Genomic DNA, 22,141 nt, shown 5'->3' on the forward strand with positions numbered 1-22,141 from the left:
TTGAGTTTGCGAAACCCAACATTTATAGACTTGGCAAAGATCAGTGATCGTATGAATAGGAGCGAAATTATACAGTTGAATCATTCTCTTTTGGGTAGTTGGTAATGTTGGGTTTCCTATCGTCAACCTAACCTACCAAAGAGCAGCGATCGCACTTTATTCGCATTAAGATCTCCAACCCACGGTCATAAGCAAACGCCCCGTTGGAGTTCATTGAAGCTAAAATTGAGAAGCAAATAACTTGCAAGGCTTATGACTCTGAACTTAGATTTGCCACCCGAACTAGAGCAGTACCTCTTGCAAGAAGCCGAGCAGCAAGGTCTATCGGTTGAAGCCATGACCCTACAGCTTTTGGCTAACTCGCTTCAACTCAGGCAAAAACACACTGAAGCCGTTGATATGCTCCAGTCCTGGCTTGACGATGAGGATGTTGAAGAGCAACAGGAGACAGGTGAGTACTTGGTTCAGGTGCTGGACGAAGATCGGCTCTCTGACCGCAAGTTATTCCCGCTTGAGATGAAAGGGGTTACATGGTAAGGCGCTTAATTGTATTGGATACAGGACCAATCGGCCTGGTTACCAATCCTAAGCTCTCTTCCCAAGGTATTGCTTGTAACCAGTGGCTTCAGTCTCATCTCAAGTTGGATAATCACATAATCGTTCCGGAAATTGCTGATTATGAGGTGCGCCGCGAGTTATTGCGAGCCAACAAAAAGAAGGGCCTTACTCGCCTAGATAGCTTGTGTCAACGACTTGAGTATTTGCCGATTACTACGGCCTCAATGCGGCAGGCAGCTGAACTGTGGGCACAGGCGCGACAACAGGGACAGCCAACGGCAGGGGACAAAACCATTGATGGTGACATGATTCTGATTGCTCAAGCTAAGGCTCTGGGAGGCTCAGATGTGGTGATTGCTACAACTAACGTGGGGCATCTGTCGAGGTTTATTGCAGCCGACTTATGGCAAAACATTCTTCCGACTTAATCGCTACTTAATACCTCTTAGGAAATGCAGTATGGAGCAATTCACTGGCGGTTGCCTGTGCGGCAACGTCCGACTTGTGGCTACAGGGCCGCCAAATCGGGTTGGCCTTTGTCACTGTCTTGACTGCCGCAAGCATCATGGAGCCCTTTTTTACGCTGCCGCGATCTTTCCTCAAGATGCAGTCACCATCAGTGGCGAAACCCGCGACTATAACGGGCGGTTTTTCTGCCCTCGCTGTGGCTCATCCGTTTTTGCGCGTGCCGCAGACGAAATCGAAGTGCACCTGGGCTGCCTAGATGCCCCTGACCAACTGATGCCAACCTACGAAAACTGGACTATCCGTCGCGAGTCTTGGCTGCCGCCGTTTCCGCTGGCAAAGCGATATGAGCGCGATCGCGACGCCACTAGCCCGATTGAAACGTAGGTTGCACGATAAGACCTCCATCTCCAAAGGCCCAGCGGCGGTCATCGAGCCGCTGACCGGCAGCCTATAATCAATGCCATAGAACGGCTTTGGTGCAGAGGTATGATTGCGATCGCGCCTGTCAAGTCTTTACCCAATGGCTCAGTGGCGACTATCCCAATGAGTTGGGCAGAGTACCAGCAGCTAGCAGCGAGCAGGGATGTCTACAGTACTCCGCGACTTAAATATGCCAACAGATACCTGACTCTCAAGATGCCAACCTTTGAGCACGGCCAGCTAGATGCCATTGTTGCCGATCTAATTGTTGCTATTCTCAACCAGCAGCTGCGCGATTACGTTCGAACGACGCCCCTCACCCTGCAAATTCCTGAACGAATGTTTATAAATCCTGGTACGTCAACTCTGGGTTTGCCCAACGGGTTTCTTCTAAAAAATCAGCAAACGTAGTTAGCAGGCCAGGAAACTCTGCTCTCAAAGCAGAAACATCCGCCTGATAGCCCTGCTTGCGATACCACTGAATTAAATCAAACAGCGACTTGCGAAACAAAAGCAAGAAAATCCAGGGCGGTACTTCTTTGTAAGCCACAGAGCTTCCCTGGGCATTAGCAAATGCTGCCGCCATTTGTTTGGGGGTTAACACATCTCCAGCCAGCTCAATATCTTTGCCGACATACTCCGAACGGTGCTGCATCACATACGCAGCCACTCGTCCCATATCTTTTGTTGTAATTAAATGGAGTGGCCTATCGGGTTGAACCGCGAAAGAAAAAGACCCTTTGAGAATAGACGGGCGAGTGTAAGGCTTCCAGAATTCCTCCATAAATAAACAAGCACGCAGCATCGTTGTGGGCAAATTTGCCTGTTTGAGAATTTGCTCTACTCGATACTTTTGCTCAATGTGAGCAATACCAGACTTGCGATCGGCTCCTCCCGCAGAATTATAGACAACGTGGTTAACGTTGGCTTGCTTAGCGGCTTGGGCAATTCGCTGTGCCCTTACCACTTCCTGGGGGTCAGGCTTAGCCAAATCTGGAGCCAATGCGTGACAGTAAACAGCCGAAACACCTGCAAAAGCGGCTTTCAGTGAAGACTCATCGTCAAGATCGGCTTCAACTAGCTCGACACCGCTGTTATGTAGTTTGGATAGGGAAGGACGCTCAAGGTCGATTTTGCGGGTAATGGCACGAAGGTCAGTTACCTTTTGTTCGAGCAACCCTTTAACAGCATTGCTGCCCGTTCCTCCAGTTACACCGATGAGTAGCACTTTACCGATCGCTATTTCTGCACTACCCATAGTCCTTGCTCCACAACGCGCGAATCAGCTGATCTGCTAGCTCTGCCCCAAAAATCTGCGTGGCCGTAGCATTGCCTGGATCACGTTCGGCAACGGTTTTTCGCATCAATAAATCCCGTTTTGCCAATGCAGATTGGCGCTCTACGGGGACGGATTCTGCCTGCTTAACCCAGCTGAGCCAGCGAGAACACATTTCTTGAGCGGTATGTTCAATCAATGAGAGAGAGTCCTGGGTTGCAGGGCACGTAAAGCAAAGCGGCGTTGGGGACTGTAGCTGTCTAATATATAGCGCCTTGCTTACAAACAAAGACAAATTAGGGTTCTCCCGCAACGTCATATAAGTTGCATTCAACGGTTCATAGTAGTGTTCTGTGTAGCTTAATTCAGCCCACAAATCAACTCTAGGGATATAGTCGATGTAAAAGAAGAGCTCGGGCTTGGTGCCAAATTCAACGGCCAGGTGAGGCACCTGAATCGATGGACCTAGCCAAAGGGTAAGGCGCACAGTGCCAAATTTCATTTGAGCGGCATTAAACCACGAGTAGACCAGCCAATCTAGCTCTTCTCCCGTGAAGGTCAGAAGTGAGCCTGTCACCTTGCCGTCAGCGCTGCTAAAGCTTTGCAGTGGTTGATGTGGCTGAGAAAAAGCTGCCAGTTCTTGGGTTACTTCTGTTTGTAAGCCACTCAAAATACCTTGCAGTTGTGCAAATAGGGCAGCATGGTCTAGATCTACTTGAGAAGTCATTCCTGCTTTAGAGGGTTAACTACTTGTCAAATTGTGGTTTTGCAGGTCAGGTATTGAGCAAATTTGTAATGCAAATCTACAAACTAAGCTTTTCTGGGTTTAGGCTTGCAAAAGAGGGCGCGATCGCCGCTGCATAATATTTTCTAGGCGAAGATTTTCTAGACGCAAGACATAACAGAATAATTAGAACTTGCGTTCAGTTAGTCTGCGCTGCACAACGGTGAACTGTCAGACGCAGCTGCGGCAAAGCGTGAATGAGCTGACAGATCTAAAATAGAGGCACACACCGCGCCTCATCTTCCCCATGCTTGACCCCCGCATTCCCGCTGGTCCGCTGAACCAAAAATGGAGCGACTTCAAAGACCACTGTCGCCTGGTCAGTCCCAAAAACAAGGCCAAGCACACCGTTCTCGTCGTCGGCACCGGGCTAGCGGGGGCCTCGGCGGCGGCGACCCTGGCCGAGCTGGGCTACAACGTCAAAAGCTTTTGCATTCAAGACTCGCCGCGCCGCGCCCATAGCATTGCCGCCCAGGGGGGCATCAACGCGACGAAGAATTACCCCAACGATGGCGACAGCGTATGGCGGTTGTTTTACGACACGATCAAAGGCGGCGACTACCGCTCGCGCGAGGCCAATGTGCATCGGCTAGCGGAAATCAGCAGCAGCATTATCGACCAGTGTGTGGCCCAGGGCGTGCCCTTCGCGCGGGAATATGGCGGACTGCTCGACAACCGCTCCTTTGGCGGGGCCCAGGTGTCGCGCACGTTCTACGCCAGGGGGCAGACGGGGCAGCAGCTGCTGCTCGGGGCCTACAGCGCCATGATGCGTATGGTGCAGACGGGCAAGATTGAAGTCTATGCTCGCCGCGAAATGCTGGAGCTGGTGGTGGCTGACGGCAAGGCGCGGGGCATTGTGGTGCGCAACCTGGTGACAGGGGAGCTGGAGCGCTACGCCGGGGATGCGGTGCTGCTGTGCACCGGGGGCTACGGCAATGTGTATTACCTCTCGACCAATGCGAAGAACTCTAACGTGACGGCGGCCTGGCGTTGCCATCGGCGGGGAGCCTACTTTGCCAACCCCTGCTATACGCAGATTCACCCCACCTGCATTCCGGTGTCGGGCGATTATCAGTCGAAGCTGACGCTGATGAGTGAGGGCCTGCGCAACGATGGGCGGGTGTGGGTGCCGCTGAAACCAGGGGATACTCGCCATTCCGACGACATTCCCGATGGGGAGCGCGACTATTACTTAGAAACCCGCTACCCAGCCTTTGGCAACCTGGTACCCCGCGATGTAGCCTCGCGCAATGCCAAGGCGATGACCGATGAGGGTCGCGGCGTAGGCGAAACGGGGCTGGCGGTGTATTTAGATTTTCGGGATGCGATCGCCCAGCAGGGCCGCGATACCATTGCCGCCCGCTACGGCAACCTGTTCGACATGTACCAGCGGATATCGGGCGAGAACCCCTACGAAACGCCGATGCGCATCTACCCCGCTGTGCACTACACCATGGGTGGCCTCTGGGTTGACTACCACCTGATGAGCACAATCCCCGGTTTGTTTGTGCTGGGCGAGGCGAATTTCTCTGACCACGGTGCGAATCGGTTAGGGGCCAGCGCGCTGATGCAGGGCCTGGCGGATGGCTACTTTGTGATTCCCTACACGCTGGGCGACTACATTGCGGGGCAGTCTTTGCCCACCGTGACCACCGACGACGATGCCTTTGGAGAGGCAGAGGCCACTGCTAAGGCCCGGATCACCAAGCTGCTGAGCATTGGGGGCAGCAAGACGGTAATGGAGTTTCACCGCGAGCTGGGCCGCATTGTATGGGATTACGTGGGGATGGCGCGGAACCGGGAGGGGTTGGAGAGTGCGATCGCCCAAATTCAGGACCTGCGGACCGAGTTCTGGCAAAACCTCAAACTTCCCGGCGAGGCCAATACCCTGAACAAAAACCTGGAGTTCGCCGGGCGTGTGTCCGACTTTATCGACCTGGGTGAGCTGATGGCACGAGACGCCCTGCAGCGCGAAGAGTCCTGCGGCGGGCACTTTCGCGAAGAGTATCAAACCCCCGACGGCGAAGCCAAGCGCGACGATAAGCACTTCGCCTTTGTCGCAGCGTGGGAGTACGGGGGAGATAGGCGATCGCCCCAGCTGCACCGCGAAACTCTCGACTTTGAAAACGTGCAGCTCACCCAGCGGAGCTATAAATGAGTCATACCACAGCCCTTGGAAGCAATGATTCCAAGGGCTTTAGCTTTAGTCAGCAGCGTGTACATAGTGCCGGACGAATAGATAGATTTCTATAAATTTCACATACCAAGATTCCGAAGCTTTCTCCTGAGCTCTTGATCTTTATCTTGCATGATTATTTTTCTCATCCTTGCCTCTAATTTACCCTCTATTTGTTGCGCCTGCAAAGTCTGAAGCTCTTCAATATTTTTATATTCCCCTTTATTATTAAGCCAGGAAGCCAACTTTATTCCAAGCAAGCTTAATCGAAAAATATCAGAATTATTAGCATCTAGAACACGACTTTGCTTCAGGCCCTCACATGCCAATTGAACATCTTGCATGTCCATGCCTGGAAGCGCTTCCCGAATAAACTCTTGTCCAAAAGCTAGTACATTTTCCTTCCAAGCGTTTTGCACTATCGCAAAAACTTGTAACTCTTCATCTGACATTTGTGAAACTATACGAACAAATGCGAGCTTTCCATTCAATTTGCTTGTGTGACATAAGGTAGAGTTGATCAGTCCTTTAGCAAACGCCTCTTGCTTCAGTGAAGACTCCGTCAAAACAGATTCATTCCAGATACGCAGAACTATCTCCTTAAACTCAGAAGATTGAAGTGCTTCTTTATCTAATTTTTCCTGATCCAGTTGAGAAAGCTCTTGCTCAATGCGCTTCTGAAAGCTTTTCTGATTCTCTGTTTGCCAAGCACTAAGTAAAACCGTGCCACCTGCACCGAAAGCCGTAAGTGCAATGCCCGAAGGTCCACTAGCAACGGCTGCTAAAAGACTTAAAATTTGTAACACTCCCGATGCAGCTATTTCGCCTGAATTACCTAGTTCTCCAGCTTTCCCTGAGGATTTTGACTCGTAATGATCAAGATTTGACATAAAGGTTAAGTTGTTGAAAAAGGCCATTAATTAGAGCTAACGGAATTTATCAGTTTCGTTAGCTCACGGTAGAGTATTCCAAGAATAGTGACTTGTCCATAAAGCTGAGCTAAAAGCTGTAAGTGTTGGATAGCTGCCAGATTAGTGATGACAGATGTGTGACTAATAACAATCACAGCCGACCTAATGCCCTCAAATTTTTCAAATCTAGGTTAAAATCCTCAACATCGTAGACGTAGAGTGGAATCTTTCGTTGCTTGAGCAGTTGACGAAATGCGTTAAGCGGCATCTCTGCAAGCTGGCTAGCATAGCCTATGGTTAAACGCCCAGTTTGAAATAGGTGCAGAGCAATTTCTTGGCGAAATTCGCTTGGAGTCAGTTGAGAAGCTTTTACCAACTTATCTAAAATAACAACGCTCATAGCAAAACAACCCTTCTAACGCATACTACAGGCTTTAAAGAATCAAGTGGCGTAGGTTTACTACAACATCTGGCAATAGCAGTGGTGCAATCTGATCGTTTTCAGTGAAGGTTTGTTCAGACTGATACGAACCGTCTTGGAGGTCTTGCAATACAACGAGCTGCTGCCTTTTGATGTCAACAATCCAATATTCGCCAATGCCAGCGTTGGCGTAGATTCGGGCCTTGTGGGTGCGGTCGCGCTTCATCGTCGAATCGGCCACTTCAATCAACAGCAGCACATCCTGCGGCTGAGGGTGGCGATCGCGATAGCGATTTTCGTCAATGCGAACAATGGCAAAATCAGGCTCCGGCTCCGACCCTGGGGCTAGGGTGATGGGTAGCTGCACCCGCACCTTAGCTCGGTTGGCAAAGAGAGTCTTGAGATAATCGCCCCCGTCATCAATACGAGAGGCGTGGGGCGGGTCTTGTGGTGCCATTTCAACAATTTGACCATCCAACAGCTCCACCCGATCGTCTGGCGTTAAAATTCCAGCAGAAATCATGCGGTGGTAATCATCAACCGTCCATCGCTTTAGGAAAAGGTCAGCGCTAGTTAGAGAAGACGCTTGCACCATACCGACTTAAGTATCCTCTGTTTGGGAACTAGCGGCATTAAGCAGGGCTTGAGCTGTTATATTCAGCGGACCCAGTTGGAGCGATCGCAGCTCGTCTCCACCGCTAAACGTCACCGCTTCGCAATACACCCCATCCCTCAGCTCCAGAACCAGAACGGTAGCTGTCTGCGGATCCACAATCCAGTATTCAGGTATGCCCAAGTCTTGATACTGGCTGCGCTTGGCTATATAGTCTCGGTTGCGCTGCACTTCCCCAGGGCTCACGATCTCTACCACCAGCATCGGTGGCCCCATCAAAATCCGCAGTGTGTTGCGTCGCCTAAGCGGCTCGATCTGATTCTCATAAATGACCGACAAATCTGGGTAGCGATTTCTTGGCTCACCGCGCACCTCCAGTTCTAGGCCATGTCCTCTAAGGCGACGATGGCCAACTAGAGGCAGCAATACTGCAAAAAGGAAGTTCGCCGTTTCAACATTGAACCCAGACTCTGGCGGCACCTCAATTAATTCTCCGTTGAATAACTCATAGAGATTTTCTGTCCCATCGTCGTAGGCCAGGTAGTCCTCAAAGCTCTGAAAGCGTTGCTTGAGCTGAACCATAGTGCAGACTGACAAATGGAAGCGCAGCGTGCCGTGCGGAGATGAATCTATTTTAGGGGGTTGAGGCTGAGTGTTACCGATGTGCTTGAGGAGGCAGGGGCAGCTACGGGCGGGAGCCTTTGGAGGGTAGTAGAGCCTGTAGCGTTTGCCAGGGCCGACCTCGCCTTGGTCCCACCAGTACCCCATGCTGGGGGCTGAGCAAAAATGACAGGGCAAACAGCGCCGACACCACCATCACGATCGCTGGCCCCGAGGGCAGATTGACGTAGTAGCTCAGGTACATGCCGCTGACGCTAGAGAATACACCGATCGTGGCCCCCAGCAGCATGACCTGGTGCAGGCGCGGCACCAGCAGGTAGGCTGTCGCCCCCGGCGCAATCAGTAGCGACAGTACCAAAATCACCCCCACCACCTTCATGCTGGCCACCACGGTGAGGGCAATCAGCACCATCAGCCCAGCGTTGAGCAGGCCCGTGGGTAGGCCGCCCGCCTGGGCACCGAGGGGGTCAAAGCTGTAGAACAGCAGCTCTTTGTAGAGCAAAAAAACAGCAATCAGCACCAGAACGGCAATAATAGCCGTGTCGCGCACGTCCCCAGGGGTAACGCCCAAAATATTGCCAAACAGAAAGTGGTTGAGGTCGATTTTGTTGTCCTTTTGAATGGTGGTAATTAGCGTAATGCCCAGCGCAAAGAAGGCCGAAAACACAATGCCCATGGCGGCATCTTCTTTAATCGGCGATCGCGTGTGAATCCAGCCAATAATCACCGTGCTGATCACCCCGGCGATAAAGGCCCCCACAAAAATGTTGACCCCCAGCCAAAAGGCGATCGCCAGCCCCGGCAGCACCGAGTGGCTGATGGCGTCGCCTAATAGCGCTAACCGCTGCACCATCAGGTAGCTGCCCACCACCGAGCAAATAATGCCCACCATGACCGCGACCGCCAGCGATCGCTGCATAAAGGCAAACTGTAGGGGTTCAAAGAACCAGTCAAGCACAGCTAACTCAAGCGACATGGCCAAAGAAGCCCACGTGGCCGCCGTAGGCGCGGGTCATGTTGTCGCGGGTGAGCACCCAGTCGCGGGGGCCAGCGGCGATCAGCTCCTTGTTGAGCAGAATTAGCTGATCAAAGTTGGTGATCGACTCGCCTAAGTCGTGGTTGATGACCATCACAATTTTGCCGGCTTGGGCCAGTTCGCGAAAAATGTTGAACAGCACCGTCTCAGTCTTTTGGTCAACGCCCACAAAGGGTTCGTCAAAGCAAAAAATCTCCGCCTCCTGGGCCAGGGCGCGGGCCAAAAACACCCGCTGCTGTTGACCGCCCGAGAGGGCACCAATGGGGCGATCGCGAAACTCCAGCATTCCCACCCGTTCCAGTGCTGCTGTGGCAATCTGGCGACTGCTGGCCGAAAAGCGGTTAAACCAGCCGGTCTTCTTCACCCGGCCCATCATCACCACGTCCCACACGGTGGCGGGAAAGGTCCAGTCAATCTGCGATCGCTGAGGCACGTAGGCAACGCGATCGAGCTGATGGGCCAGGGTGTTGTCGCCATAGGTTACACGCCCAGTCACCACCGGCATAAGCCCCAGCATAGCTTTGATGAGCGTGCTCTTGCCCGCCCCATTGGGGCCAAAAATGCCCACCAGCTTACCCGGCCGAACGGTGAGATTGACGTTTCGCAGAGCCTGTACGTCGCGATAGTTGACGCTGAGGTGGTCAACAACGATTTTAGGAGAAGTCGCCATAGCAGTAGTTCCAGCGCGATCTAAGTTTTAGGTCTCAGGGCTTCCACTATCCCTGCATGAGGAAGATGTTCCGGGTCAGCAGGAATTGTAGAGTCTAGTCTTAAGCCATTCCAAACCAGTGGGGCAGGAACGACTAAGTGCAAAAATGAAATGATTATGAAATGTATTGTATCGTAAAAATGAAAGGAATATGAAATGCAGTCTATGCAACGGATTACTATAGTTCCAAGGTATGCAAGCCTAGCAGCTGTGGTATTTGCCGCAGGGTTAGGATTAGCGGGCTGCAATGCGACCGGAAGAGAGACATCTGCTCCCGATAGTGCCAATGCCCCAGACGATCGCCCCGCCGTCGTCGCCACCAGCACCCTGATTGCTGACTGGGCTACCGAAGTGGGCGGTGACCAAATTGAGCTGACCAGCATTTTGCAGCCCGGTGCCGATCCCCACGTTTACGAACCCGTACCCGCCGACAGCATTGCCTTTGAACAAGCCGATCTGATTCTCTACAACGGCTACAATCTAGAGCCCAATTTGATTCGTTTGCTCAATGCTGCTGGGGTCAACGCCCGCCAGTTTGCCGTTGGCGAAGTAGTACCACCCTTAGATTTAGAAACAGGCAATAGCACCGTACCCGACCCCCACGTATGGGGCGATGTGAGCAATGCGGTGCCTATGGTCGAAGCCATTCGCGATCAGCTGATTGAGGTGGCCCCCGAGCAGGAGGCCCTGTTTACCCAAAACGCCGCCGCCTATATTGACGAACTGAACCAACTGCACGCCTGGATTGAGGCACAAACGGCCACCATTCCTGCCGACCAGCGGCAGCTGGTGACTACCCACGACGCCTTTCAGTACTACGCCCGTGCCTACGGTCTGACGGTGGTAGGCACCCTAATCGGTCTCAGCACCGAGGAGCAGCCCAGCGCCCGCACCGTGCAGGAGCTAGTGACGTCTATTCAGGGGCTGAGAGTGCCCGCTATTTTTGCCGAAACCACCATTAACCCCCGGCTGATTACTACGGTGGCCAACGAAGCCGGTGTTACTCTGGCTCCGGCTCAGCTCTATTCTGACTCCATTGGCGCGCCCGGCAGCGACGGTGATACCTATCTAAAAATGATGGCCGCCAACACTCGGGCCATTGTCGAAAGTCTGGGTGGCACAGTAGCGGAGCCAGAATTCTAAGGCCCAGATTCGCCTGGGATTTTAGGAGCCGTTATCAATTAGCCGCTGATGCTTCAAAAATCAGGAGTTATAGCCCTGAGCCCACTGTTTGAGTCGGGCGTGGCAATGCTGATGGCCTCAGGACTTTAGCCGAAATTGATAACAGCCCTAAGGCTTAGGTGCCGAGGGGGGCAGGCCTTCTAGCACGACCAGGGCTTCAGTCACCTTTTTCACCAGGGGAGCCGCTACGGTCGAGCCGTAGGCGTCATCGCCCTGGGGTTCGTCGATTACGGCCAGCACCACGTAGCGGGGCGCGTCAATGGGCAGAATGCCGACAAAGCTGGTTACTCGGCCCCGGCCATAGCCGCCGGAAGCCGCCGCCTTTTGCGCGGTCCCGGTCTTGCCCCCCACACGATAGCCAGGCAGCTTGGCCGGGCTGCCGGTGCCGGTATCCACCACGGCTTCCATCATGTCGAGTACCTGCTGCGTGGTTTGGGGCGAAAAAATCGTCTTGGGCTCGGGCAGGCCTGGAGCCCAAACCTCTTCTCCCTCGGCGGTGACCATCCCGCTGACCAGATGGGGGGTAACGAGCTTACCGCCGTTTGCTAGGGTGGCCTGCAGCTGCATCATTTTAATGGGCGACAGCGAGAAGCCCTGACCAAAAGCCGTCGTTGCCGACTCTACTTTGCTTTTGACAAATTGCTCGCGATCCTTCATTTGCCCAGCGGCTTCGGCGGGCAAATCGATGCCGCTGGGTTGGTCGAGGCCAAGGCGCTGGAGCCAGGTATAGTAGTCGGCGGCGGGCATTTTTTGCATAATCCGCACCATACCGACGTTGCTGGAATACTTCAGCACGTCAGTGATCGAAATTGGCCCACGCCCGCCCGCGGTGGCGTAGTCGTGGTTTCTGATTTTCCACTCGCCAAACTGCATCTGGCCACTGTCGTTGACCACTTCGCCGGGCGTAATTAGCTCAGCTTCGAGGGCGATCGCAATATTAATCGGTTTAAAGGTTGACCCCGGTTCGTAGAGATCGCTGATTACCCAGCTTCTGAGGTCGCTGAGATCGGCTTTGTAGTACTGGTTAGGGTCGTAGGTTGGAACGCTAGCCAGAGCTAGCATTTCGCCGCTGTGGGCATCCATCACCATGACGGTGCCTCGCTTGGCCCTGTGGCGATCGACTACGGCCTGCAGCTCCTGCTGAGCCGCTCGCTGGAGGCGACTATCGAGGGTGAGGCGCAGACTGACATTGCCAGTCAGTGAGGGATCGTTGAGAACAGCGTTAGCTTCTGAGCCATTGACCTCTGGACTAATAGCCTCTAAACCATTGGCCTCTGAGTCAGCAACCTCCGTTGATGCTGCTGTTAATAGTTCTAATGGGGGGCCGTAAACCTCTGCAGCGCCGGTTTCGCTCTCAGCGCCAGTCTCGTTCTGCGGCGCTTTTGCCACGGAGGGAGCCAGGGAGAGTTGCTCCTGATAGACAATTTCTAGTCCGGCCTGGGGCTGCCCTTCAACGTTGACAAACCCTACAACGGGAGCAAACAACTGCTGCTGAGGGTAAAACCGCTGCTGCTGGGGTTCTAGCTCTATCCCATTCAAACGCAGGGCGCGAATGTGGTCAACGGTGGCTTCGCTCAGCCCATCTACAAGACGAATGCCCGTCGGCTGGCGACTGAACTGGCTGAGTAGCTTAGATTCTGCTGTGTCAAGGAGGGGACTGAGAACGGCAGCCACCTCCTGCATCGTTAGATTAAAGAGGCGGGGGTGGGCGTAGAGGGTGTAAACCACCTGGTCAACAGCCAGCACATTGCCCTGGCGATCGATCATTGAGTGGCGCACCTGTCGTTGCACGGAGGGTAAAAGCCGCTGCTGCTGCGCCAAATTGGTGAGATTGTCGCTCTGGGCTAGCTGTAGCCATGCCAGTCGCCCTGCGATCGCCACTAGCGAAAGCACCAGCAACCCCCACACTATGAGCACCCGCACTCGGGTCGTCGTCGGGTTAAAGGCGACGACAGCGGGGGGGCGAGTTCGTTTGCGACGGCGACGGCGAGCAGAGTAGGCAGAACTAGCCATGGATCAAGCAGTAGGTAAAGAATGGGCTAGCGCTTAGTAACCCAGGGGCACGTCTACCTTGGGTAGGGCAAATCGATTGACTACCGAAGCCGGCCCCTGAGCTGAAGCGGCTGCCTGGGGCGTGGGCTTCAAAAAAATAACGCTCCCCGGCTGAGGGGGTTGAAATCCCATTTCGGGGGCTTCAACTTGATGAGCTAAGTGATTTTTGAGCACTTCATTGGCGGTGGTAAGCTGCTGCTCACTGCGCTGCAGTCGATTGAGCCGTTGATTGGCCTGGTTGAGCTGGCGGTTGATATAGACCGACGTGCCGTAGCTGAGTAGGGTGAGGGACACCAGCGACACCGCCAGCGCCGACGAGACCAGGTGCAGCTGAGACAGCCGCCGCACCACAGGGCTAGGAGAGTCTAGCCCTGGTGCCGTCGGCAGTATTGCGGGCGCAGAAACCCCGGGTCTGGTTTCTGCGGGTAGAGCGGCAGAACTCTGGCGCGCTGAGGTGGGGGCTGTTGCTGCCCGAGTCCGAGATGGCAACGGACGTGGCACATAGGATTTCAGCGCAGCAGACATAGACGACCCACACCAGTAGTGAAACTGAAGTCAGGATACTGCATTCTGAAAAATTTGGGCCATTGCCCGGCAAAACTGCCTCAGCCTATGCAATCTATAGCTTAGTACCGCATTCTGAGCAGAAATTGCTGGTCGAAGTATTTTGGTGACCGCAGCTGACACAGGGATCCGCTCCGTTGCTCATACCAATGCCGTGCACTTCGGGTAAGCCGATCATTTGGTGGTTGCCCTTGCCGGGGGCGACCATGGGGTAGCAGTTCTCATCGCGGCGCACGCGCACGTCTAGCAGCACGGGGCCACTGTGGGCCAGCATGGTAGCGACGGTGGTGCTGAGATCGCTGCGATCGCGCACCACCATGCCCTTAATGCCGTAGGCCTGAGCTAGCAGCTCAAAATCGGGCATGCCCACCTCCATGTTGGAGGACGAATAGCGCTCGCCGTGGAAGGCCTGCTGCCACTGGCGCACCATGCCCTGCCAGCCGTTGTTGATGACGACGGTTTTGACCGGAATGTTGTACTGGGCCAGGGTACCTAGCTCTTGCAGGTTCATCTGGAAGCTGGCGTCGCCGCTGATGCAAATCACTGTTTCGTTGGGCAGCGCCACCTGCACCCCCATCGCGGCTGGCATCCCAAAGCCCATTGTGCCAAGCCCAGCGCTCGATACCCACTGGCGGGGGCCATTCTTTAAGAACTGGGCCGACCACATCTGGTGCTGCCCCACATCGGTGGTGTAGTAGGCATTGGGGGCCTGGGTAGCTAGCTCGGAGATCACTTCCTGGGGCGACAGCACGTCGGGGTAGGTGGGCACCACCAGGGGGTAGTCGCGCTTCCAGCGATCGATGCGATCGCGCCAGGCGGCAGTTTGGTTGGGGGGCGGTGGCTGGTTCTCTTCCTCTAGGCGGTTGAGCATGGTGGCCAGCACCTGCTTCACATCGCCCACAATAGGCACCTGGGGAGCACGGTTTTTGCCCACCTCCGCCGGGTCAATATCGATATGAATGACCTGGGCGCGGGAGGCAAACTCGTCAAGCTTACCGGTAACGCGATCGTCAAAGCGGGCACCGACCGCGATGAGCAGGTCGCACTCGCTGACGGCAAAGTTGGCGTAGGCGGTGCCGTGCATACCCAGCATACCCAGGGCCAGGGGATGGTGCTCGTTGAAGGCACCTTTGCCCATCAGCGTAGTCGTCACCGGAATTTGGAAGTACTCGGCCAGCTGGCGAATCTCGGCGTGGGCTCCAGCGGTAATCGCGCCGCCGCCCACGTACAACAGCGGGCGCTCACTCTGGCGCAGCAGCCGCAGGGCCGGGTTGACCTGACGAGGGTTACCCTTAACCGTAGGTTTGTAGCCGGGCAAGTTGATCTGCCCAGGCTCTACCGGCACATAGTCAAACTCTGCCAGTCCAATGTCTTTGGGAATGTCGATCAGTACCGGACCAGGGCGACCGGTCTGAGCAATATAGAAGGCCTCTGCCACCATTCGAGGAATTTGGTCGGGGGTGCGAGCCACGTAGGAATGCTTGACCAGCGGCAGGGTAATGCCAAAAATATCGGTTTCCTGAAAGGCATCGCTGCCGATCGCATGGCTAGGTACCTGGCCAGTGATGACCACCATCGGCACCGAGTCCATCTGGGCGGTGGCAATACCCGTGACCAGATTGGTAGCACCGGGGCCAGAGGTGCCAAAGCAAACGCCTACCTTGCCGGTGGCGCGAGCGTAGCCATCGGCGGCGTGGGCTCCACCCTGCTCATGGCGCACCAGAATGTGGCTAATGCCCCCTACCGCCTCAGCCCGGTACAGCTCATCGTAAATAGGCAGAATCGCCCCGCCAGGATACCCAAAAATATGTTCTACCCCGTGCCGTCTGAGGCTATCGATCAGGGCAAAGGCACCGGAGGCGCGGCGCACGAGAACACTGTTAGGAGCGGCAATGGGAGTCGTCATAGCGGCGGGTGCTTGGGTTTGGCTAGGGTGCATTGCTTAAGAGAAAACCAAATCAGAACATTTTCTCCTTCGGGCCACACGGGCAGTGAAAGGCTCACCGCCGCTGCTTTACAGGAATGGTGCTGCTAAATGCTGTTAAATGAAGAACATTTCTCCTCATATTAGCAGCAGAGGCTGGGGTCTTTAATAGCCACAGGGTCTACATTGTAGGTCGCTAGTTATGAGCTGTTGATATTCAGCTACTGGTTAAGCCCTAGCAACTGGTGCTGTAGCGGTGGATGGCCGCACGCGATCGCCGACATAGAAAGTCGGCAGCAGTCAGCCTTTCGCTCGGCTTGCCTTTTTCTACTGCCCAGCCTGCGACTGCCTGGGGCTGACGCCACAGGGTTAAATGCGGCACCGCTGGATCCGCGTAAAAATCGACATCGCCTGCACCCAGCCAGCGAGAGGTGTAGTGGGTTGTAGCGTCATGGCTGAGCCGATAGGTTGGCACCTCTGGGTCGCGGGGTACTCCCCACCCATCCACCATAAACAGCGCCAGCACAGGTCCCCGCTGCCGTTGCCAGTAGGTTGCCAGAGCCGCCGCCCCCACACAGCCCGCGCTAAACGCCCACAGTACCAACGCTGGAGGTTCTGCTTCCAGCGCTGGGCCGGCCAGAGTAACGCCGGTCTTGATGCTATTTATGTGGGCCGCAAGAGTTTGGCGCAGGGCAAAGGGTGAGAGTACTTCTAGAGAACCGTGGGGCGCGCAGACAACACTACTAAGCTGCAGCACCTCATCTTGGGCGATGGTAGCGAGCATTTGGCCCGTATAGCTGGGGGGGTGCATGCCGCCACAAATCATCAAAACAACCTGCTGTAGTGCCAATTTCACCTCCAAAACGCACGCTAAGCACAATCTTCAGCCATCATCCAGGCGGTTGTCCTACCTTAGCCAGCTCTATCGAGAACGGTACATCAATGCCTGCGGCGCTCTAGAACGACCTTCACCCGAAAATATTGCCCAGAAAATTACTTTACGTAACAACCAGGAGACCAACACTCCTGCTAGAAACAACAACGATTGAGAAACGATTCACTTTACGTAGTTTTTATAAACGTCTGAAAGAGAATAATTATTTTTTTCTAAAACTTAAGTAGGACCATCATCACTGTCGCGTTTATTTAGGGAATACCTGATGGAGGTGGGACGTGTTTCGCTTCAGTGCTTTAAGACTTTTTCAGTTGCTGCCTTTGGCCGCCGCCTCAAAACGATTCTTGAGCTGACTATGCCTGATTCGAAAAATTAATTTTTCGGCGTTTCAATTTTGCTTGCCCCCTTTCTTCGGTTGTTTAGTCTGATCTCTGCCCTAAACAGTCGTCGATCCAATGTCTGACCTTGCTACAAGCTTTCCTGGAGTTTCAACCCAATGACCCAAACGATTGTCAACTTAACTTTACCGATCGTAACGGATAAGATCGATGACATTTTAGCTGCCTACCCGCTCTACGAATATCGTCAGGTTTTTGCCGTTCCTGAGCTGCGTCAAAAACTAACGGCCTACGTTTTGGCGCGGCTGCCAGTAGTGTACGTGACTATGGATAGCGGTGTTGCCTGCGACATGACCTCAACCGGGCACTGCTATTCCTCTGAGCAGCACGACCAAATTAAGCAGCTAATTCATCAAGGCATTGATGCTCTGCTGGGTCGGCCTGAAACTTGGCAGCGACGTCCCAGCGCTGAGCGGGCCGAGGCCGAATCGGTTCCATCCAGCTGGTTTGGCTAGCTAGTTTAGCTCAGACTGTTTCAGCTAAATACTGACTCAGGGTTGCACCGCGATCGCTCGATGGGTTGAATTGGCATCCTTTGGAAGGCGTTGTAGCAAAACATCATAAAGATGTTTCGACGCATAACTTCTCTAAAACGCTTGTCTTCAACCCCGCCGGATCAGTCTAACTGCTCTGCTGACTGGCCTCTTGGCTAAACAGGTGTGCGATTGAAGACTCTAGGGAATGGCCGGGTTTCCGTTCGGTTCTACCCATAGCTCAATGGGTGGCTAAGGGCGTAGTCTCGTAATAGATGGCGAGTTGGCTGAAGTGGCTAACCTGCCAACTGTGGCTTGGGTGCTGCAGTTAGTCTATCGCAGAGACAGGTGACGCCTTGGTGCAGCAGTTTCTACCGCTTAGTGCATTACTTAACGAGCAGCAGGCTCCTGCGGTCGCTGGGGCAGAGGGTGCCCATTGGCAGCCTGGCGAGGCTTTAGACTCGTTTGGCGGTAGCGACCCTTTGCCTCAGGCTCACCTACAGGCTGAGCACGAGTGGCTAGGCGGCTTGACAGCCCTGATTAAGCTGCTGCTCGAACTGCCTTCGGATTCGGATTTACCCGCAACAGGCGCAACGATACCGTCGACGGGGCCGCTGATGGGAGGAGTGCTGTCAGGGCCGTTTCCAGTGCTGCCCGATCGCCTGATGGGGCAGCGACTCTCCCACTGGCTGCTGGTGCCAGAACCGCTGGAGCAAATTTTTGCGGTAACGCGCCCCCTACTGCCAGGTCGTGGCTATGGGGAGGCTAAAGGCCCGGCCTGCGATCTGCAGATGGTGCCTTTAGTTAACCATGACCCTTTGATTGGCGAGCGGTTTTGTCTGCTGCTAACCCGCCGGTTTAGCCTGCTGCTGGTGTTGGGGTATGCCGCCAATGGACTACCCCTGTTTCAGTTCTCCTTTGACCCAGAGGTTGTGGGACAGGGGTGCCAGCAGCTGCGCGATCGCGTTTCTGCCACCCGTCCTCCCCTGGTAGACTCGCTCGATCGCCTACTTGCTCAGTTTCCCCCGGTTGCCCCCGACTATCGGCTGGTCACCCGCTACAGCCAGTTGCTCCTGGCCCAGCTGCGCCAGCGGTCCCAGCCAGAGGTAAGCGCCGATTTTCGGCCGCCACTGGGCATTATGCCTGCCTTGGCGCTGCCCGGTCGCCCCACGCTGGCGGCGTTTCAAACCGAGCCTAGCCCCCACGTTAGGGTCGGTCTAAATCAGGCGGCCTTTGCTGAGCCATCGCCTCCCCCAGCGGCGGAAGACAGCCCCGACACTGAGCTGCTGAAGGCGATGGCTCACGAAATTCGCACCCCCCTAACCACCATTCGCACCCTGACGCGATCGCTACTCAAACGCAAGGATATCGGTGGCGAGGTCGCTAAGCGCCTGCAGCTCATCGATCGGGAATGCACCCAGCAGATCGATCGCTTCAGCCTAATCTTTCGCGCTGTAGAGCTTGAGACGGACCACAGCCCCAGGCCGCGATCGCCCCTGTCTGCAATTTCCCTCAACCAGCTTTTTGACGACGCCATTCCCCGCTGGCAGCAGCAGGCTAGTCGCCGCAACCTTGACTTGACTGTGAATGTGCCTCCCTGCCTACCGATGGTCAACAGTGACCCGGCCATGTTGACCCAGGTTTTGACTGGGCTAATCGACCGCTTTACCCACAGTCTGCCTCCCTACAGCCACATTGAGCTAGCGGTGACGCTGGCGGGCCATCAGCTCAAGCTTCAGTTTCAGTCACAGCCCCCCGGCGGCGATGACGCCCAAGCTCAAACTCAGAGTGACCCCTTAACGTCGCCCTTTAAGGCGCTGGGGCAGCTCCTCATGTTTCAGCCCGAAACTGGCGGGCTGAGTCTAAACCTCAACGCTACCAAGAATCTGTTTCAAGCCCTAGGCGGCAAGCTAATCGTGCGGCAGCGCCCCCAAGCTGGAGAAGTGCTAACCGTATTTTTGCCCTTAGAAACCAAAACGCTCTGACGAGCTAGCGCGATACGCTTTCGAACTGGGCTGCCCGCAACCGCGATTCCACTGCATTGAGGGGTCCGTAGATACCCGTAGATGGTTATGGGGGTAGCTGAGTTTCGCTGCATATATCTAGGGGTTATTCGCTAAATCACTGGTTTTGCTCCTAAAGTCGCAATTTTGGGAGTATCTCTGGGCAATCTCAAACCAAGCTTTTGTGTAGACCCAGTTTGCTTCCATCGGTACGCCTGGCCGTAGGCGTAGTGATGGTGAAACGCGGTTGCCCAACCCCCAGGAGACTCCCGATGCTCAAGAATTTTTGGTACGCCGTTGAGTTTAGCGCTGCCATCACTAGCGCACCGACGCCCGTGCGGCTGATGGGCGAAAGCTATGTCCTCTACCGGGGAGAGGATGGTCAGGTCGTGGCCATGGCCGATCGCTGCATTCACCGGGGGGCATCGCTAGCAGGAGGCTGGGTCGAAGGCAACTGCATTCGCTGCCCTTACCACGGCTGGCGCTATGAGGCCGATGGCACCTGCGTTCACATTCCGGCCGACCAGGCGGGCACCCCCATCCCCAAACGGGCAAGAATTGCATCATTTCCGGTCGAAGAACACTACGGCATGGTGTGGCTGTTTGTGGGCGACCTGCCCGCCGAGCAGCGTCCGCCGATTCCGGCCCTGCCCGAGTATGGTGACCCGGCCTGGCGCGTCATTACGGGTGAATACACCTGGAACGCCCACTACACGCGGGTGGTCGAAAGCGGTCTAGACAGCTCCCACGCCCCCTTTGTGCATTCCGTCTTTTTTAACCTGCGGGATGATGCCCAAGTGCCGCCCTACGAAGTGCAGATGGATGACTGGAGCGCTACGGCCCGCACCGTCTCGAAGCCACCCAAGCGGGCCGGGCTGCTGAAGCTGATCGTAAAGCGCGATCGCCCCTTTTCCAGCGCCACGCTCACCGCCCACATGCCCAACATCAACCGCATTCACCTCGACTTCAACTTTCGCGGCTACCAGTACATCTACTTCGCCAGCAACATTCCGGTCGACGAAAACACCACCCTGACCAAGTGGATTGGTCTGCGCAACTTCTTGCCCCAGGCCTGGGCCGACTGGAACTCGCGCAAAAACACCAACGACACCTATCTCGAAGACAAAGCCGTGATCGAGAGCCAAGTGCCCCGCGTGGTGCCCCTGACTGGGGAGATTCTGCTGGCCTCCGACAGCCTGCAGCTGGCCTACCGCAAGCTGATTCGTCAGTGCGTCGAGCGCGGCTGGGCCGTGGGCAGTGACTACGGCATTCTGCCAGTCCCTGTCTCAGCCAATGGCAAAGCCCCTGTCGAAGTGAGCGTCGGGTAGATTACTTTTTCCTAAATTTCTGGTGGGCACTGCCCACCCTACGCAGATCTATTGCCCTTACAAGGGGGTGGAGGGGATCCCTTTCCAGTCATCTGCACCCGTCATTCGACCCGCTGAACTGGAATCATACCGCCATGCTGGAGAATTTTTGGTACGCCGTAGAACTCAGTCATGAGGTTGGCACCAGGCCCACACCGCTGAGGCTGCTGGGCAAGGACTATGTACTCTACCGCAATAGCCAGGGCCAAATCGTTGCCCTCGACAACCAGTGCGCTCACCGGGGGGCCAGTCTAGCCCTGGGCTGGGTTGAAGGCAACTGCCTGCGCTGCCCCTACCACGGCTGGAGCTACGAAACCGATGGTCAGTGTAGCCACATTCCTGCCGATGCCGCCGGTACGTCTATTCCTAAGCGGGCACGGGTGCAGTCGTACCCGGTGCAGGAAAAGTACGGCCTAGTTTGGGTTTTCATCGGCAGTTTAGATCTACCAGCGGATCGCCGTCCGCCAATCCCAGATTTCCCGCAGTTTGAGGCACCCGTGCGGCCCGCTACCTACAGCCGCCACGAGTTCGCTGCCCACTTTACCCGCACGATGGAAAATGCCATCGACACCTCCCACGCGCTGTTTATGCACAAGGGTGCGATCGGGGCCAGTAACGCCCCCCAGAACACCGAAATCGACGACTACGAGGTGACGGTGAGCGACTATGAACTAGCCGCCAGTCTGCCCATCAAGGTCAATCGTCTCAATGGCGTAATGCGATTTGTGCTGCAGCAGGATGACCCCGAAGCCCACAAGAGCTATCGCTTTGCCCTGCCCAACGTCACCTATTCGGCGGTCCAGTTTGGCCGCTACAAAATCGAGAGCATCATGGTTCACATTCCAGTGGATGACGAGACCACGGTGGTCAAGTCGGTGAACCTTCGCAACTTCCTTAACCAGGTGCCGGGCTTGGGCCACTGGCTTGACGGAAACACCGCCCAAGTAGGCAACAAAATTATGCAGGAAGACGATGTGGTAGTCAAAACCCAGGTGCCCCAGGTTGCTCCCTACGGTGACATGCGCCAAGAGCTGCTGGTGGCCTCTGACGCCACCTTAATTGCCTACCGCAAGCTGCTGAAGCGCTACTCAGTGCCATCGGTACTACCTGAGGCGGTTTTGCCTGCGCAGCAAACCGCAGGTTAAAGCATGCGGTGGGCGCTGCCCACCCTTGTATCTTAAAAAGTGTGGCAGACCGTCCCACCCTAGGTTAAGCAAACCGCGTGTAGCTTGGGTCGCCGCACCTTTAAGGATAAAACTCGAAAAATCGCCAGGAGCCTGTGACTCCGTA

Annotated in this window: 21 protein-coding genes and 1 pseudogene; 9 read left to right on the forward strand and 13 right to left on the reverse strand. The window is 55.1% G+C overall.

Translation table 11 applies throughout. From position 1 onward, the window contains the following. The first annotated feature begins 252 nt into the window (after nt 1–252). From IQ265_RS26375 to IQ265_RS26385, 3 genes are read left to right on the forward strand one after another with little or no spacing between them, the layout of a single operon-like run. Nucleotides 253–537 (forward strand): hypothetical protein, encoded by a 285-nt coding sequence (locus tag IQ265_RS26375; RefSeq protein ID WP_194059172.1) that lies wholly within the window; start codon nt 253–255, stop codon nt 535–537. Continuing rightward, on the forward strand, nt 531–986 hold the full coding sequence (locus tag IQ265_RS26380) for a PIN domain-containing protein (protein WP_194059173.1): 456 nt from the start codon (nt 531–533) through the stop codon (nt 984–986). The genes IQ265_RS26375 and IQ265_RS26380 overlap by 7 nt, the downstream gene beginning before the upstream one ends. A gap of 31 nt (nt 987–1,017) precedes the next feature. Then, nucleotides 1,018–1,410, forward strand: coding sequence for a GFA family protein (locus tag IQ265_RS26385; RefSeq protein WP_194059174.1), 393 nt, complete (start codon nt 1,018–1,020; stop codon nt 1,408–1,410). Between the two features lie 379 nt (nt 1,411–1,789). Here IQ265_RS26385 and IQ265_RS26390 read toward each other — a convergent pair whose 3' ends face one another. Both IQ265_RS26390 and IQ265_RS26395 read right to left on the reverse strand, forming a co-directional pair. After that, a complete protein-coding gene (locus tag IQ265_RS26390) occupies nt 1,790–2,704 on the reverse strand; it encodes an NmrA/HSCARG family protein (RefSeq protein WP_194059175.1) in 915 nt (304 codons plus the stop codon). Continuing rightward, nucleotides 2,697–3,449, reverse strand: a complete 753-nt coding sequence (locus IQ265_RS26395) for a red chlorophyll catabolite reductase (protein ID WP_194059176.1) — start codon at nt 3,447–3,449, stop codon at nt 2,697–2,699. The genes IQ265_RS26390 and IQ265_RS26395 overlap by 8 nt, the downstream gene beginning before the upstream one ends. Before the next feature lie 304 nt (nt 3,450–3,753). Here IQ265_RS26395 and IQ265_RS26400 point away from each other — a divergent pair, with 304 nt between their 5' ends. Next, nucleotides 3,754–5,664, forward strand: a complete 1,911-nt coding sequence (locus IQ265_RS26400; protein ID WP_194059178.1) for a fumarate reductase/succinate dehydrogenase flavoprotein subunit — start codon at nt 3,754–3,756, stop codon at nt 5,662–5,664. Between the two features lie 98 nt (nt 5,665–5,762). On the opposite strand, the gene IQ265_RS26405 is transcribed toward IQ265_RS26400, so the two are convergent. From IQ265_RS26405 to IQ265_RS26430, 7 genes and pseudogenes are all read right to left on the reverse strand, one after another. Beyond that, a complete protein-coding gene (locus tag IQ265_RS26405; RefSeq protein ID WP_194059180.1) occupies nt 5,763–6,599 on the reverse strand; it encodes a hypothetical protein in 837 nt (278 codons plus the stop codon). A 32-nt stretch (nt 6,600–6,631) separates the two neighbouring features. After that, nucleotides 6,632–6,748: pseudogene (locus IQ265_RS30935) on the reverse strand (DUF3368 domain-containing protein); the annotation flags it as partial. After that, on the reverse strand, nt 6,745–6,993 hold the full coding sequence (locus IQ265_RS26410) for a UPF0175 family protein (RefSeq protein WP_194059182.1): 249 nt from the start codon (nt 6,991–6,993) through the stop codon (nt 6,745–6,747). The gene IQ265_RS26410 and the pseudogene IQ265_RS30935, both read right to left, overlap by 4 nt. 34 nt (nt 6,994–7,027) lie before the next feature. Beyond that, a complete protein-coding gene (locus tag IQ265_RS26415; protein WP_194059184.1) occupies nt 7,028–7,609 on the reverse strand; it encodes a Uma2 family endonuclease in 582 nt (193 codons plus the stop codon). Nucleotides 7,610–7,615: 6 nt separating this feature from the next. Then, complete coding sequence (locus IQ265_RS26420; RefSeq protein ID WP_194059186.1) at nt 7,616–8,209, reverse strand: Uma2 family endonuclease; 594 nt, start codon at nt 8,207–8,209, stop codon at nt 7,616–7,618. Between the two features lie 103 nt (nt 8,210–8,312). After that, on the reverse strand, nt 8,313–9,224 hold the full coding sequence (locus tag IQ265_RS26425; protein ID WP_194059188.1) for a metal ABC transporter permease: 912 nt from the start codon (nt 9,222–9,224) through the stop codon (nt 8,313–8,315). After that, entirely contained in the window at nt 9,214–9,954 is a 741-nt protein-coding gene (locus tag IQ265_RS26430) for a metal ABC transporter ATP-binding protein (RefSeq protein WP_194059190.1), read from the reverse strand. Before IQ265_RS26430 ends, IQ265_RS26425 begins: the two co-directional genes overlap by 11 nt. A gap of 249 nt (nt 9,955–10,203) precedes the next feature. Here IQ265_RS26430 and IQ265_RS26435 point away from each other — a divergent pair, with 249 nt between their 5' ends. Next, nucleotides 10,204–11,136, forward strand: coding sequence for a zinc ABC transporter substrate-binding protein (locus tag IQ265_RS26435; protein ID WP_347405025.1), 933 nt, complete (start codon nt 10,204–10,206; stop codon nt 11,134–11,136). 147 nt (nt 11,137–11,283) lie between these two features. Here IQ265_RS26435 and IQ265_RS26440 read toward each other — a convergent pair whose 3' ends face one another. The 4 genes from IQ265_RS26440 to IQ265_RS26455 form a co-directional block, all read right to left on the reverse strand. Next, nucleotides 11,284–13,188, reverse strand: coding sequence for a penicillin-binding protein 2 (locus IQ265_RS26440; RefSeq protein ID WP_194059201.1), 1,905 nt, complete (start codon nt 13,186–13,188; stop codon nt 11,284–11,286). 33 nt (nt 13,189–13,221) lie between these two features. Continuing rightward, nucleotides 13,222–13,578, reverse strand: coding sequence for a hypothetical protein (locus tag IQ265_RS26445; RefSeq protein ID WP_194059203.1), 357 nt, complete (start codon nt 13,576–13,578; stop codon nt 13,222–13,224). 268 nt (nt 13,579–13,846) lie between these two features. Beyond that, the gene (gene ilvB, locus IQ265_RS26450) at nt 13,847–15,697 is read right to left on the reverse strand and encodes a biosynthetic-type acetolactate synthase large subunit (RefSeq protein WP_194059213.1); all 1,851 of its coding nucleotides are present in this window, start codon (nt 15,695–15,697) and stop codon (nt 13,847–13,849) included. A 253-nt stretch (nt 15,698–15,950) separates the two neighbouring features. Continuing rightward, nucleotides 15,951–16,565, reverse strand: coding sequence for a hypothetical protein (locus tag IQ265_RS26455; RefSeq protein ID WP_194059215.1), 615 nt, complete (start codon nt 16,563–16,565; stop codon nt 15,951–15,953). Between the two features lie 541 nt (nt 16,566–17,106). On the opposite strand from IQ265_RS26455, the gene IQ265_RS26460 reads away from it, so the two are divergent. The 4 genes from IQ265_RS26460 to IQ265_RS26475 all read left to right on the forward strand — a co-directional run bounded on the left by IQ265_RS26460 (nt 17,107) and on the right by IQ265_RS26475 (nt 21,996). Beyond that, a complete protein-coding gene (locus IQ265_RS26460) occupies nt 17,107–17,463 on the forward strand; it encodes a late competence development ComFB family protein (protein ID WP_194059217.1) in 357 nt (118 codons plus the stop codon). Nucleotides 17,464–17,840: 377 nt separating this feature from the next. Then, on the forward strand, nt 17,841–19,466 hold the full coding sequence (locus IQ265_RS26465) for a HAMP domain-containing sensor histidine kinase (RefSeq protein WP_347405027.1): 1,626 nt from the start codon (nt 17,841–17,843) through the stop codon (nt 19,464–19,466). Between the two features lie 290 nt (nt 19,467–19,756). After that, entirely contained in the window at nt 19,757–20,812 is a 1,056-nt protein-coding gene (locus tag IQ265_RS26470; protein WP_194059222.1) for an aromatic ring-hydroxylating dioxygenase subunit alpha, read from the forward strand. A 134-nt stretch (nt 20,813–20,946) separates the two neighbouring features. Continuing rightward, entirely contained in the window at nt 20,947–21,996 is a 1,050-nt protein-coding gene (locus IQ265_RS26475) for an aromatic ring-hydroxylating dioxygenase subunit alpha (RefSeq protein WP_194059224.1), read from the forward strand. Nucleotides 21,997–22,141 lie beyond the last annotated feature (145 nt).

The organism is Nodosilinea sp. LEGE 06152, from assembly GCF_015207525.1.
Taxonomy (GTDB): domain Bacteria; phylum Cyanobacteriota; class Cyanobacteriia; order Phormidesmidales; family Phormidesmidaceae; genus Nodosilinea.